This window comes from Pseudomonas sp. Irchel s3f10 (assembly GCF_900187515.1).
In the GTDB taxonomy this organism is placed as follows: domain Bacteria; phylum Pseudomonadota; class Gammaproteobacteria; order Pseudomonadales; family Pseudomonadaceae; genus Aquipseudomonas; species Aquipseudomonas tensinigenes.
This window is the reverse complement of sequence record NZ_FYDZ01000005.1, coordinates 246293-259129: the sequence shown is the minus strand read 5'-3', so window position 1 is coordinate 259129 and position 12837 is coordinate 246293. Positions and strand designations below refer to the sequence as shown.

The 12837-nt window shown below is 54.4% G+C and carries 13 protein-coding genes; 4 read left to right on the top strand and 9 right to left on the bottom strand.

The annotated features are described in order from the left end of the window. Positions 1 to 484: 484 nt before the first annotated feature. Positions 485 to 889, bottom strand: coding sequence for a TraR/DksA family transcriptional regulator (locus CKW17_RS14215; RefSeq protein ID WP_095120314.1), 405 nt, complete (start codon positions 887 to 889; stop codon positions 485 to 487). 401 nt (positions 890 to 1290) lie between these two features. Between CKW17_RS14215 and CKW17_RS14210 the strand changes: the two genes are divergently transcribed. From CKW17_RS14210 to CKW17_RS14195, 4 genes are all read left to right on the top strand, one after another. After that, a complete protein-coding gene (locus CKW17_RS14210; protein ID WP_095120313.1) occupies positions 1291 to 2199 on the top strand; it encodes a MurR/RpiR family transcriptional regulator in 909 nt (302 codons plus the stop codon). Between the two features lie 61 nt (positions 2200 to 2260). Further along, on the top strand, positions 2261 to 2866 hold the full coding sequence (locus tag CKW17_RS14205; protein WP_095120312.1) for a glutathione S-transferase: 606 nt from the start codon (positions 2261 to 2263) through the stop codon (positions 2864 to 2866). 2 nt (positions 2867 to 2868) lie between these two features. After that, entirely contained in the window at positions 2869 to 3975 is a 1107-nt protein-coding gene (locus tag CKW17_RS14200; RefSeq protein WP_095120311.1) for a DNA alkylation repair protein, read from the top strand. A gap of 218 nt (positions 3976 to 4193) precedes the next feature. Then, positions 4194 to 5732 carry a P-loop ATPase, Sll1717 family gene (locus tag CKW17_RS14195; RefSeq protein ID WP_095120310.1) on the top strand — a complete coding sequence of 513 codons (1539 nt, stop codon included), beginning with the start codon at positions 4194 to 4196 and terminating at the stop codon, positions 5730 to 5732. Between the two features lie 447 nt (positions 5733 to 6179). On the opposite strand, the gene CKW17_RS14190 is transcribed toward CKW17_RS14195, so the two are convergent. The 8 genes from CKW17_RS14190 to arsH form a co-directional block, all read right to left on the bottom strand. Then, a complete protein-coding gene (locus CKW17_RS14190) occupies positions 6180 to 6839 on the bottom strand; it encodes a DUF2931 family protein (RefSeq protein ID WP_095120309.1) in 660 nt (219 codons plus the stop codon). 11 nt (positions 6840 to 6850) lie between these two features. Then, the gene (locus CKW17_RS14185; RefSeq protein WP_095120308.1) at positions 6851 to 7507 is read right to left on the bottom strand and encodes a DUF2931 family protein; all 657 of its coding nucleotides are present in this window, start codon (positions 7505 to 7507) and stop codon (positions 6851 to 6853) included. After that, entirely contained in the window at positions 7507 to 9048 is a 1542-nt protein-coding gene (locus tag CKW17_RS14180) for a DUF2235 domain-containing protein (protein ID WP_095120307.1), read from the bottom strand. Before CKW17_RS14180 ends, CKW17_RS14185 begins: the two co-directional genes overlap by 1 nt. Before the next feature lie 136 nt (positions 9049 to 9184). Beyond that, entirely contained in the window at positions 9185 to 9547 is a 363-nt protein-coding gene (locus tag CKW17_RS14175; RefSeq protein ID WP_016982978.1) for a DUF6124 family protein, read from the bottom strand. A 571-nt stretch (positions 9548 to 10118) separates the two neighbouring features. Beyond that, positions 10119 to 10598, bottom strand: coding sequence for a GNAT family N-acetyltransferase (locus CKW17_RS14170; protein WP_095120306.1), 480 nt, complete (start codon positions 10596 to 10598; stop codon positions 10119 to 10121). A gap of 13 nt (positions 10599 to 10611) precedes the next feature. Beyond that, on the bottom strand, positions 10612 to 10824 hold the full coding sequence (locus tag CKW17_RS14165; RefSeq protein ID WP_095120305.1) for a DUF4287 domain-containing protein: 213 nt from the start codon (positions 10822 to 10824) through the stop codon (positions 10612 to 10614). Positions 10825 to 10949: 125 nt separating this feature from the next. Further along, the gene (locus CKW17_RS14160) at positions 10950 to 11843 is read right to left on the bottom strand and encodes a tetratricopeptide repeat protein (RefSeq protein WP_095120304.1); all 894 of its coding nucleotides are present in this window, start codon (positions 11841 to 11843) and stop codon (positions 10950 to 10952) included. Positions 11844 to 12135: 292 nt separating this feature from the next. Then, positions 12136 to 12825, bottom strand: a complete 690-nt coding sequence (gene arsH / locus CKW17_RS14155) for an arsenical resistance protein ArsH (RefSeq protein ID WP_095120303.1) — start codon at positions 12823 to 12825, stop codon at positions 12136 to 12138. Positions 12826 to 12837: the final 12 nt, after the last annotated feature.

The following is a 12837-nucleotide window of genomic DNA, read 5'->3' as shown; positions in this document are numbered from 1 at the left end:
TGGTGTAGGAAAGGTCGCGGGTCAGTTCGGACATTGCGCTGCCGCTATCGGCAGGCTGGGTATCGGGGATGGCGCGGGCGCGCAGGCGCGGCAGCCAGACAATCAGCACCGCCAGCGGCATGCCAATGTACAGCGACCATTCACCCAGCGTCATGCCGGCCAGCAACAGCATCAGGGCGATGCTTTGCAGGGTCGGTGTGATCCAGCGGTTTTTCGGCAAAAGCACTGGTGCAGGCAAAGCCCCAACCAGAGATCCATCTCTCGTCATATCAACACCCCACGCTTGTTCTCATTGTTGTGACTGCATTAAACGCCACTACAACGCCATTATCCATGGTCCGTTAGTCGTGGGGTCTGTGGCAGGTCAATGGAATCGCGCGGAAATATTGCGGACGATAAAAAGCTTCGCGGGCAAGCCCGGCTCCCACAGGTTCGGTGTTGAACCTTGTGGGGCGGACTTGCCCGCGGTCACAGCGCCGGAAAATCAGGCCTGACGCTGGTGCTTGTCGATCTGCTCGTGACGCTCTTGAGCTTCGATGCAGTACTTGGTGGTCGGGCTGATCAGCAGGCGTTTCAGGCCAATGGCCTCGCCGCTGTCATCGCACCAGCCAAAGCTGTCTTCCTTGATGCGCTCAAGGGCTTGTTCCAGTTGCGGCAGCATGCGCTGGTCGCGATCGATCGCGTTCACCAGCCAAGTGCGCTCTTCTTCAACCGAAGCCGCGTCCGCCGGGTCAGCCGGGGTGTCCAGGCTTTCGATGGCGATACGATTTTGCTCAATGCGCTCGTGGGTTTCGACTTTCATGTTCTGCAGCAGCTCAGTGAAGAAAGCGTGCTGCTCTTCATTCATGTAGTCATCTGCCGGCATGGCCAGCAACTTGTCCTTTGTCATTGATATCTCTATAAAAAAACGTGCATTAAGGCGAATTAGGGAGCGTTTCGGCGAACCGCGTGCGGTCGGCGAAAAGGCATCGTTTATTGCAAATGCCACCCGGCACTCAATTTACGAGGGGCGGCAGTCTAAGGCCCGAATGAGGCCTCAGCAACTGTAAATACAGGGAATTTGTCCGACAACGTTCGGAAACTGCTCTGACACAGGGTTCACACGGCCATCGGAGTGCGTTTATAGCAAGAAATTCAGTCGAGCGGCTGTATATAGAAGACAAACGGCTAACCACGCAGCGCCCAGACGCAATTTTTTACCACGCACTGCATCGTTTCAGCAAAGCAGACCTGCAAAAGCCCCCCTACTATCAGGCCCACCGTGTGATCAACCAGCCTGAAGGATGACCTATGCCCCGCCCCGATCTGCCGGCCACCGACGAGGTTTCACTCGCCAGCCCCCCGATCAATGCCGAGCGCCTGCTGCAACTGATCACCGACGAATACGACGCCCTGCCGCGCCAGCTCAAACGCATCGCCAGCTACATCAGCCAACAGAGCGACCGGATCATGGTCGACCGCATCAGCGACATCGCCCGCGAGTGCGAAGTGCACCCGTCCGCCATCGTACGCTTCTCGCAACGCTTTGGTTTTAGCGGCTTCAGCGAAATGCAGGCGCTGTTCCGCAGTGCCTACACGCACAAAGCCTCACCGGTGCAAAACTACCAGCAACGCATCCGCAGCATGATCGCCAACCAGTCGCAGCAAGCCAGCGCCGGCGACCTCGCCCGTGAATGCATCGACGCCACCCGCTCCGGCATCGAACGCCTGGGCCGTGAACTCGACGACGCCGCGTTCGAAAAAGCCGTCGACCTGATCGTCAACGCCGACAACATTTATGTCGTCGGCGTACGCCGCTCCTTCGCCGTCGCCGACTACCTCGTTTACAACTTGCAACACACTCAGAAAAAAATTCACCTGGTGTCCGGGCTAGGCGGTAGCTATCGAGAACAAATGCGCAGCGTGCGCGCCAACGATCTGGTCATCGCCATCAGCTTCGTGCCCTACGCCAAGGAAACCCAACACTGCCTGCGCTTCGCCCGACAACAACAGGCCAACACCCTGATTCTCACCGACAGCCACCTCTCACCACTGGCGAAACTCGCCCACAGCGTATTGCTGGTCAACGAAGGCAGCGCCCTCGCCTTTCGCTCGCTGAGTGCGACGCTGTGTTTGTGCCAGGCCTTGTTTGTAGCGGTGGCGTATCGGTTGGGGTTGAATGTGGATGAGATTCACGAGCAACCCGGCTTCGACGACTGACAATTGCCTCAACGTCAGCTAGGTTATGCCTTCCCACCGGTTCGACTTGAAGGAACGCGTCATGAAACTGATCGGCATGCTGGACTCCCCTTACGTGCGCCGCGTGGCGATCTCCGCCAAACGCCTTGGCATCGACCTCGAACACGAGTCGGTCTCGGTGTTCCGCCACTTCGAGCAATTCCAGCAGATCAACCCGGTGGTCAAAGCCCCCACACTGATCCTCGACGACGGCGTGGTCCTGATGGACTCGACCCTCATCCTCGATTACCTCGAAGCCAGCTCCGGCAAAAGCCTGCTCCCCGCCGACCTCAAACCACGCGCCCACGCCCTGCGCCTGATCGGCCTCAGCCTCGCCGCCTGCGAAAAAGCCGTGCAGCTCTACTACGAACGCAACCTGCGCCCAGCCGACATCCAATACCAGCCGTGGGTCGAACGCGTCGAAGGCCAACTCGCCGCCGCCTTCACCGCCCTCGAGCAAGAACTGGAAAAAACCGGCCTGCCCACCGACGGCACCCTCACCCAGGCCGGCATCAGCCTCGCCGTCGCCTGGAGCTTCACCGACCTCGTCGTCCCCGACCAGATCGACACCCGCCGCTACCCGTACATCGCCCAATACACCGCCTACGCCGAAACCCTCGAAGCGTTCGTCAGCACCCCGATGACCTGACCATGAGCACCACCGACACCGCCGCCCCGGCGTTAAAGGAAATCTTCAACGCCGAGCGCTTGCAGCACATCGCCCGCGAAATGAGCGCCGTGTACCCGGCGTTCAAGGCAAAGGCGTTTCTCAAGCACGCACAGGATGGACTCGCTGAATTATCAGTGATGCAACGTATGGCGCGTGTCAGTGAAAGCCTGCATGCGGTGTTGCCGCTGGATTACCAAGATTCCCTCGAAGTGCTTTTCGAACTCGCGCCAAGGCTGAACAGCGGATTCGTCAGCATGTGCCTGCCGCATTACGTCGCGAGCTATGGCGGACACGCCTTCGACACCTCCATGGACGCCCTGAAGTACTTCACCACCTTCGGCTCCTCCGAATTCGCCATCCGCCACTTTCTGCGCAGCGATCTGGAGCGCTCGCTGGAATTAATGCACGACTGGACCCGAGACGAAAACCACCACGTTCGACGCCTCGCCAGCGAAGGCAGCCGCCCTCGCCTGCCTTGGTCGTTTCGATTGGAAGCGGTGCAGGCGGATCCGCAGTTGGCCGCCGGGATATTGGATCGGTTGAAGGCGGATGAGAGTTTGTACGTGCGCAAGTCCGTGGCGAATCATTTGAATGATGTGACGAAGGTGCATCCGGAGTGGGTGCTGGACACGATTGAAGGTTGGTCGCTGGAGAACAAGCACACGGCTTGGATTGCGAAGCATGCGTTGCGGAGTTTGATCAAGCAGGGGGATTTAAGGGCGCTGACGGTGATTGGTGCGGGGGCGAAGGCTGAGGTTGAGTTGTTGGATGTGCGGGTTGAACCGGCGGTGGTGCGGTTGGGGGAAGCGATTACGTTGTCGTTTGTGGTGAAGTCGACGGTGGCGCATGAGCAGCGGTTGGTGATTGATTATGCGATTGACTATGTGAAGGCGAATGGCGGGGTTTCGGGGAAGGTTTTTAAGTTGAAGACGGTGGTGTTGGCGGGGTTTGGGGTGGAGGTTGTGGGGAGGCGGCAGGTGATTAGGGATTTTACGACGCGGAAGCATTTTGTGGGGCGGCATGGGGTTCGGGTTATGGTTAATGGGGAGGTATTGGGTAATGCTGCATTTGACATTGTTGCTGGATAATGCGAAAGACAGAATCCGTTCATCTGGTAGTAACACTGGTTGATATGAAATTACGGACTTCATTTGCCAGAGAAATCAATACTAAATCACCTTCACCTCTAGCTCCCTATCATGCGACACTGCCGCAAACTTCGTATTCTTCGCCGACGTTTTCTGGCTGTAGAAAACGAGCAGCAAGAAACGTAAAAATCATTTAACCCTTAGAACATGGAAGCACTATGGCAAACTATATTTTTAGAAAAAATTCTCAGATAGGAAACTTAGATGCGGAATATGACACCTTTTTAAAGAACTGCTTTCTAGAGACAAATATATTTTCCAACCTACTGAGTTTTGAAAACTCCCTAGATTTTACCAAACGAGTAATTGTCGGAAGAACAGGGTCTGGAAAAACCGCTCTACTTAAGCAACTCGCAGAAAACTCTAAAATAAAAAAACACTCCATAATTGAAGCCGAGTCTACGGTATTCGAACATATAAAAAATAACGTATTTATCTCCGACCTTATCCACAAAGGGATTGACCTAAGAATATTTTACAAATCACTTTGGATTCACGTCCTACTAGTTAGGGTGATAGACTTACTATATCCCGGAAAAACATTTCTCAATTTAATGCCAGAATTCACTTCCGGCAGCAAGAAAAAATACAACTCCGCTTTAGCCTCGGAATACGTTGACAAATTTCGCGACAACTTCTTTAATGACAATATAGTTTCAGAAATAACAGAAAAAATGCAAAATGACCTTTCTGGCTCGCTAGGGCTCGGCGTACTAAAAATTGGAGGAAAAGAAGTATCTGAAGTTACCGAAAAAATCCAAAGAACGACAACTCAATACATAAGCAGCGAACTAATCAGAAAACAAAAAGAACTTATCAAGCTACTTATCGAAGAAAACTCAAAAGAAGGACAACTAAAATATATAATCAGCATTGATGACCTTGACAAGTCATGGCTCAGCTCCAGCTCAATCAGATACGACTTTATTAATGCCCTTCTCGACGCTTTTAGGGAGCTAATAGATATTAGAACCGTAAAAGTTATAATATCCATCCGGACTGATATCCTAAAAGGCATTTATGACAACAATCTCCGCCAAGAAGAAAAAGACAAGTCACTCATCATCCCTATCCACTGGGATGAAAGAGAAATAAGAGACATGTTAGACAAGCGAATCGATTTTTTAATAAAAGATCAATATCAAGGTCGGGCAGTAGCAAAATTTTCAGATATTTTTAGCTTTTCAGTCAAAGGTCAAACAGCTGAAAGCTACATCATGGAAAGAACAATGCTGCGACCAAGAGACGCTATAGACTTCGTAAATCTCAGCCTTGCAGAAGCTGACGGTTCAACTGAGCTTTGTGAAGATTTTCTGCTTGAAGCTGAGGAAAAATTTTATGTTTCCAGAAAGCAAGCATTGTGCAAGGAGTGGGCAAGCATCTACGAGCATATTGGTCGTTATATTGATGCCATATCGCACATCGACCAACAATTTTTCCAGACCAAAGATATCGCACAAACCATAGACAAAATCCAATATGAAATACTATCTTCTACAGATCTCGAAAACGTACCATTATCCGAATCGATTTCGACTGACTTCAATCTCCTTCTCAATATATGGTTTGTTGTAGGAGTCATCGGTATTAAAAAAACTGAAACTTTAACGATATACTCCAGCTTCGCAAAACAAGAGCTGGACATCAGCGACTTCAAAAAAGAGTTTAAAATACACCCATTATTCTTCAGATATTAATCTTACCTACGCAAAAATAAATACAGAAACAAAAAAACGGGAACAGAATAAAACGGGTGGCGGATTTATTTTTTGAATCTCAACCCGTTGAGAACGGAGATCGAGAATGCGCCCAGTTTGGATTGTAAAAATCCTACAAGAATTCTGAGATTGCAATTTTCATACATAGAGGTCGGACGTACTACCGTTGCCTTGCCAGGGTCACCATCGTAAATTCTGACGTGAAACTCATACATTTCATTCCGAATCAAGTAGTTAAAACCACGGTACTCATATCCCGCGTCGTGGTCGACATAATCGAAGCGTGTAGTTTTTTTCAATTCTCAAAATAAATTTCCGTGATCCGACTAGCGCCAACCAAACGCAATGCGACATTCAGGTGGCATACGAGAAAAGCCTCGTGAGGCGCTTCATACAGGGTGAGGTTGGAGGTCAGAAGCACGCTACTCACCAACTACCGTAAGGGATACCGTACTTCTCGATATACCGCTTTGCCTTTTCACTCACCGGATAAGCGTAACGCCCTTCGTTCTTACCTTGGCTCGGCCCTAGCGGCTCAATTTCTGCCTGCGCTCGAGCGACTTTGACCGGGTGGTGGCAAGAGTCTCTTACCCAAACCTGCACAACACCACCGGGGGCCAACCCTAGATAAACCGACGCCATAAATCTCGCTTCCTGATCAGGGGTCTGCGGGCAACGTTGATTGACGGACGCCACCATCAACTGCCTGGCTTCCTCTGGGATTTCTACCCATGCCTGCCACGTTTTCTGTTCGACAATCGATTGCCAACGGACCCAGATGCGAACAGGTAAATCTGCTCCCATCACTCTCCTTCCGCTGCCGCCTACCCCACCTGTCCAACCTCGGGCGGACTCCGTGCCATCTTCAGGTTCTCCCCCCGCAGCGGTGCCGCCGCCGGTTTTGTAGAAAATCCTGCCGTTAATGTCTTGAATAGAACTGTTCTCTACCCAGACTTTCATGTAATCCGGCTCCGTAAAAGCCAGTTCCCACCATTCGGATTTCGGGTCGTTTTTGGCTGATAGTGGTTCAGCAATCTGGCATCCCGTGACCAGCAAGATGCAAAGCATCGTAATGAGTTGCTTCATTGGCTGACGGGTTACCAACTCCCATACGGAATGCCAAACTTGTCGATATACCTCTTGGCCTTTTCGCTCACCGGGTAGGCATAGCGCCCACCGTGCTTCCCTTGCTCCGGACCTAGCGGTTCAACTTCGCCTTGGGCATGAGCAACTTGGACCGGGCGGTGGCATGAGTCCCTGACCCAAGCTTGTAATACGCCACCTGGGGCCAGCCCCACGTACAGCGACGCCATGTATCGAGCGGCCCTTTCGGGAGTTTCCGGGCAACGTTGGTGCGTTGAGTCCACCATCAATTGCCTGGCTGATTCTGGGATTTCGATGAATCCCTTGTAGGTCTTCTGCTCTGATATGGACTGCCAACGAACGAAGATGAGTTTGGGAAGATCGGCACCAGTTACCGGAATACCAGAGCCACTGACAGTGCCCCAACCACGGGCGGACTCTGTGCCATCTTCGGGTTCACCTCCGGCAGCGGTTCTCCCTCCTGCCTTGAAAAACATCCTGTTTTGAATGTCCAGAACGGAGCTGTCCTCTACCCATATTTTCATGTAGTCCGGCTCAACAAACCCTAGTTGCCACCACGGGGACTTAGGGTCACTTTCGCCACTTTCTGCGGCTCTCGTCTGGCAACCCGCCAACAGAAAAACGCCCAGCAGAACAATCAACGCTCTCATTACCAAAGCTTCCAATCAGGTACGTGTGGGTGTTGTACGCGAATTGCGTCTGCCGTCGGCGCGTTGATGTAAACGGCTTCTATGCCGCTTGCATCCCTCCTGCCGAGGGGATGATTCCAGTTCGCGGAGGTGTGAATGTATTTGAGCTTTAGCAGCTTTTCTTCGTCAGCCGTGGTGCTGTAGTCGCCGGCGACAAAACGATTACACAATGCTTGCAAGTCATCTGGCACAGCGTACTCATCGCTCTCAGGCATATCGATGAACTGGACGCCCTTTTCCTTCGCCAGTTGATACATGACTCTCAAGTAGACGCGCGAGAGCTTGCCGCTCACTGGTCGCTTGAGTTGCAGCGCGGCGTACACACGCTTCTCTCGGGGTGCCAGTCGATCCTGATTGTCCGTAGGGAGTAAGAGCGCGGCCGGTGTGACAACTTCCAGTAGATTTGCAGGCCACCCTTTGGCAACCCACTGACTTTTCAGGCGTGCAGCATCCCGGTAGATCGATGTAGTTGCAACGTCAGTTTGGACTGAGACTTCAAGCGCTTGCATGGGACTGACCAACACGCATTCCTCGACTTCATCGAGGTAGCTTCCTCCGACATCCGAATGGACGCCGGGAAAGGTGTATTCCGGATGGTCGGGCTTAACCCGACTGAGCGCGAAGTTTGCGCGGCACTCATCGCGAGCTACGAGATGGACAACATCTTTGAAGAACCTGCGATCCAGGTAAAGCTTCACACCTGGAGCGATAGGGCTCGTCACTTGACCAAGGTTGGTAAAACCGGCGATGGATGGCACTGTGTCGAACAGGCCAATAAATCCCATTTTGATACCGTTTCCGTATTGGCTATCAAAACTGCGGCTGAAGTCTTTGGCACTGTTGTTCAACAAGCTTCCCAGTGGCCCTTGCTTGCCTCGCACGATTTCATTTGAGAAATGCCTTGCAGCTGCTGCGCCACGACTGAAGCCAAACGTATCAAAAGTCAGAGACACAATTTCACTGCCAGGACTATCTAGCAGGGCTTCTTCGATGGTTTGTTTTATTTGTGCGAAAGACGCCTGAACACGTCCCGCGACACCGGTATCACCGCGCCCCATGCCAGAGCCTACGGCGCTGTCTTTCTCATTGTTTACAGTGCCAATACCGTCGACATAGACAGGACGTGATATGCATCTAAAGGCGCCAGCGCCCTCGGCTTTCTCGGTCTTTTTATATAGATCATGCAGTTTTTTAACATTGGTGAGTCCGGCTCCGTAACTGCTGTCCGGGTCACTCATGTACGGCATGCAACTGACAGGAATATCCTGAGGCGCAATCGGATGCTGCGCCCCACACAGCAATCCAGCCGCCGTGTTATTCGCATTATTCCCAGTGCCATCAAAGAAAACTCCAATCCTCAACGCAATCCCGATTTTCTCAGGTTCGCGCGCAGGTTCTTTCCCGTGCTTCTCATATTCCGCCCAACGCTGGGCGTGAATATCGACGGGTTTGGCTTCTTCGTAGCGAAAATTTTTCGGGGGGTTGGGTACGTAGCCACTCATCCGTGATTCCTGGTTCTGATCCTTGAGAACGGCCCGAAGGTTGACAGCCGTGGCTGGGGGGCGCAAGCCGTGGCCGTGTGCCAGCCAGGGTGTGACCGCGGGGTTCGACGAGGGTTTCCCCTCGTCGGGGTGGGGGTTAGCTGGCGATTTCGACGTTATCCAGCGCTTGGTTTACGGCGATTTCGCCGAGCATCACGACCTGGGCGATGCCCAGTGCGGTTTTGCGGTGCGGGGTGTCGAGCATGGCGGCGAAGTTGAGGAGCATTTCGCTGGCGGAGCCGAGGGTTTCGCTGGCGTTGGCGAGCAGGGATTCGCTGTTGTACTTCGGGTTGGCGAGGTACATGCGTTCGGGCTGTTGGGTGCTGGCCATGATTTGGCTGGCGGGTTTGAGGTAGTGGTCGAGGGCGCGTTCGGCGGCTTCGTGGAATCGCTTGGAATCGGGGGATTCGTAGGGGGATGTGGGGTCGGTTTCTGGTGGGTTGGGTGTTGGTTTGATCATGGTGAAACTCCTAGTTAATAAAAAGGAGCCTTCACATTCGCTACCAAACGAAGGTGGCGGCCATACGCGGGTTGGTAGACCGGTAACTAGGACCCGGCACACCCGAAGGTGTCCTGCGCATGGCCACCATTTAGCAGAGACCTGATGAGGTCTGCGAACGGTTCGCGATGCGACTAGTTATGGCGGGCTACCAAACCCGATCACTGTTTTTCAGCGACCGACAGACGATAGAACCCGCGCCCTAGACGCACAAGCCGGCGGATTCTGGCTTAGTCGTAGGTAACGGCGCAAGGCGTTGTAGGGTTTCGGTGGTTACTTGAGGCTTCGTTTAAACAGTGGTGGTTTTTACTGTTTATTTCGGTCAGTGGTTGATGGGGTGACTGGGTGGGCGTCTTCGCGAGCAAGCTCGCTCCCACAGGGGTTTTGTGGTCGGCGCGAGACTTGCTGTGGCTGGGCTGGCGTCTTCGCGAGCAGGCTCGCTCCCACAGGTTTTGTGTTGGGCTCGGGGTCCGCGGTGGCCGGGCTGTTGTCATCGCGGGCAAGCCCGGCTCCCACAGGGATTGGGGGATGGTTAGGGTCGGTGGCGTGTCATGTTGATGAGGGCGGATCGTCCACCATTTGGCGCCGGGCGCTCTTCGATGGAGTACGGCACGAAGCCAAGTTTCGGGTAGAGCAGCAGGCCTGCGGTGTTTTCGTTGAAGCAGGACAGTTGCACTTCCTTGGCCTGATATTTTTCGAAGCCCACTGCGGTCATGGTTTCGACGATGTATCGCGCAACACCCTGGCCTCGGGCGTAGGGCGCGACGATGACGTTGCCGATGCAACAGATGCCATCGTGCTCAGCGCGGTAGAAATTGGCGAAGCCAACAAACTCGCCGTTGGCCAGAAAAGCCGTGGAGTCGAAGCGTTGGCTGATTGCGCTGTGCATCTGCTCTTCCGTCAGCGGGAAGTCGGCTTTCGGGAACATGAAGAACAGCTCTTGTTCACCTTGGGGAAAGCTGCAGAGGGTGTTGACGTCGTCGGCCGTCACTGGCCGGTGGGAGAAATTCATCGCTGCCCTGCCCTCACTGTTTACCCGCCAGATGATGCGCAACCAAGGCGTTGGCATGGCCGTGGCCCATGCCGTGTTCTTCCTTGAGCCACGCCACCAGTTCCATGTGTTTCTTGTCGGTGATGCCGGCGAGCAGGTTCAGCCAGTGATCGATGGGCTGGCCGTATTTTTTTTCGATGGAGGGAAAGTATGACGCCGGGCCTTTTACCTTGTTGTCTTCGCTCATGCTGCAAGCTCCCTGTGGTCACGACGGAGGGTCGGCGGACGCTCCTTGTCGGCAGGTCATAGAGTGGACGCGAGACGCTGTTCCGGCAAGTGGCCCGCCGATCAGTTCGGGCCACACGGCACCCCTTATTTTTTCGATAGCGCTCTGAGTCGCTCTCTATCGGTCAGCCCATCGGTCCTGACGCTGGCGACAGTCGTGTGGTTTTTCTGCTGCGGCGAAAGGATCGGTTCGCCGGGGTATCGGTAATCGCTAAAGCCCTGCATGACTTTTTGGTCGATGGCACTGTTACCGCAACTTTGCCGCAAGGCGATCGCTGGCACCAACGAGCCGGGGGTGTAAGTCAGTTCCAGCTGCACCGACTTGCGCTCGGGGGTCGACAGCTTTTCTCGCGCCAGAGCCTTCTCGATACCGTCAATCTTCGCCCTGACGCCATACTGCATCCGGTTGAGATAAACCTTGTTGTACTGCTGTTGTTGTTCGATCGTCATCACCACGCCTTTGCTGCGCAGGCGTTGAAGGTTGTCCCATGAGTCGGCTTTGAAATACAGCTTCAGCGCCCCCTGAAGGTCTTGCGGGCCGCCTTTGCCGTTCTCCAGAAACTCGGCGACTTTGAGCTCCATTGCGGTATTGCCGGGTTCCGCGATTGAGCGCTCATAAAAGTCCCGGGCAGCCACCAGATCGACCGGCCCGCCGACACCGTCTGCCGCCATATCGCCCAGTCGGCTGTAGACATTCGGCGCACGTCGGGCCACCGACTGATAGATGTCTTTGGCCTTCTCGATGTTTTTCGGCACGCCATGTCCCTGCTCGTACATCTCACCGAGGATCACCTTGCAGTTGGCGTTCTGGGTGCTGAGATAGCGGATTTCGTCGAACTGCTGCTCACTGATCGACGCTTGCTTGAAGTACGCCGCACAACGAAAGCTGGGGAATTCATCGTCCGCAAAATTGGGGCGATGGTGGGATTTGCAGCCTGCAACGAGGGCAGTAAGCGCCAGTACAGCAACAACCTTGTTCATGAATGGCATCCGTTGAAATCGTGCAGATTTCATCGGCAGGCAGGCGCAAAACCTGAAGTGTCGGTTACTTGAAAACACCACAAAAACCTGTGGGAGCGAGCTTGCTCGCGAAGGCGGTGTGTCAGCCAAGATCATCAACACCATCGCCACGCAGTTGGGCGGTCGAATCACCCTGGCCGACAGCGCTGAGGGCGGCCTGCGCGCCACCTTGTCGATGTCTAACCCGCTTCGCAACGTAGCACCCGCGAGCCGCCGCAGAGTTGAGTCTGCCGTCCCTCGCCGAGGGACAGTCTCAGATCGAACGCTGATTAACCCGCGCCATCAGTTGCTCGGCACTTTCCTTGCGCTCGGAGTAGCGATCGACCAGATGCGCCTGTTGATCGCGCAGCAGCACGGTGAACTTCACCAGTTCTTCCATCACATCGACCACACGATCATAAAACGGCGACGCGTTCATCCGCCCGGTGTCGTCGAACTCCATGTAGGCCTTGGGCACCGAGGATTGGTTGGGGATGGTGAACATGCGCATCCAGCGGCCCAACACGCGCAACTGGTTGACCACGTTGAACGACTGCGAACCGCCGCAGACCTGCATCACGGCCAGGGTTTTGCCCTGGGTCGGGCGTACCGCGCCGAGTTCCAGCGGGATCCAGTCGATCTGCGCCTTGAACACGGCGGACATCGCGCCATGACGTTCAGGTGAGCACCAGACCTGCCCTTCCGACCACAGCACCAGATCACGCAGCTCCTGCACCTTGGGATGGTCGACCGGAACGTCGTCAGGCAGCGGTAGACCGGAAGGGTTGAAGATGCGCGTTTCGGCGCCGAAGTGTTCGAGCAGGCGCGCGGCCTCCTCTACCAGCAAACGGCTGAACGAGCGTTCGCGGGTCGAGCCGTAGAGCAGCAGGATGCGCGGTTTGTGTTTATCCAAAGCAGAGCCTTCGAACAGCGAATGATCAAGATGGGGCAGGTGTTCTGACATGTGTCCTCCAGC

What these genes read in the sequence shown, in the direction of transcription:
- CKW17_RS14195 (WP_095120310.1), top strand. Translation starts at nt 4,194, where the DNA reads ATGGCAAACTATATTTTTAGAAAAAATTCTCAGATAGGAAACTTAGAT.
- CKW17_RS14175 (WP_016982978.1), bottom strand. Translation starts at nt 9,547, where the DNA reads ATGATCAAACCAACACCCAACCCACCAGAAACCGACCCCACATCCCCC.
- CKW17_RS14170 (WP_095120306.1), bottom strand. Translation starts at nt 10,598, where the DNA reads ATGAATTTCTCCCACCGGCCAGTGACGGCCGACGACGTCAACACCCTC.
- CKW17_RS14215 (WP_095120314.1), bottom strand. Translation starts at nt 889, where the DNA reads ATGACAAAGGACAAGTTGCTGGCCATGCCGGCAGATGACTACATGAAT.
- CKW17_RS14190 (WP_095120309.1), bottom strand. Translation starts at nt 6,839, where the DNA reads ATGAAGCAACTCATTACGATGCTTTGCATCTTGCTGGTCACGGGATGC.
- CKW17_RS14160 (WP_095120304.1), bottom strand. Translation starts at nt 11,843, where the DNA reads ATGAACAAGGTTGTTGCTGTACTGGCGCTTACTGCCCTCGTTGCAGGC.
- CKW17_RS14180 (WP_095120307.1), bottom strand. Translation starts at nt 9,048, where the DNA reads ATGAGTGGCTACGTACCCAACCCCCCGAAAAATTTTCGCTACGAAGAA.
- CKW17_RS14200 (WP_095120311.1), top strand. Translation starts at nt 2,869, where the DNA reads ATGAGCACCACCGACACCGCCGCCCCGGCGTTAAAGGAAATCTTCAAC.
- arsH (WP_095120303.1), bottom strand. Translation starts at nt 12,825, where the DNA reads ATGTCAGAACACCTGCCCCATCTTGATCATTCGCTGTTCGAAGGCTCT.
- CKW17_RS14165 (WP_095120305.1), bottom strand. Translation starts at nt 10,824, where the DNA reads ATGAGCGAAGACAACAAGGTAAAAGGCCCGGCGTCATACTTTCCCTCC.
- CKW17_RS14185 (WP_095120308.1), bottom strand. Translation starts at nt 7,507, where the DNA reads ATGAGAGCGTTGATTGTTCTGCTGGGCGTTTTTCTGTTGGCGGGTTGC.
- CKW17_RS14205 (WP_095120312.1), top strand. Translation starts at nt 2,261, where the DNA reads ATGAAACTGATCGGCATGCTGGACTCCCCTTACGTGCGCCGCGTGGCG.
- CKW17_RS14210 (WP_095120313.1), top strand. Translation starts at nt 1,291, where the DNA reads ATGCCCCGCCCCGATCTGCCGGCCACCGACGAGGTTTCACTCGCCAGC.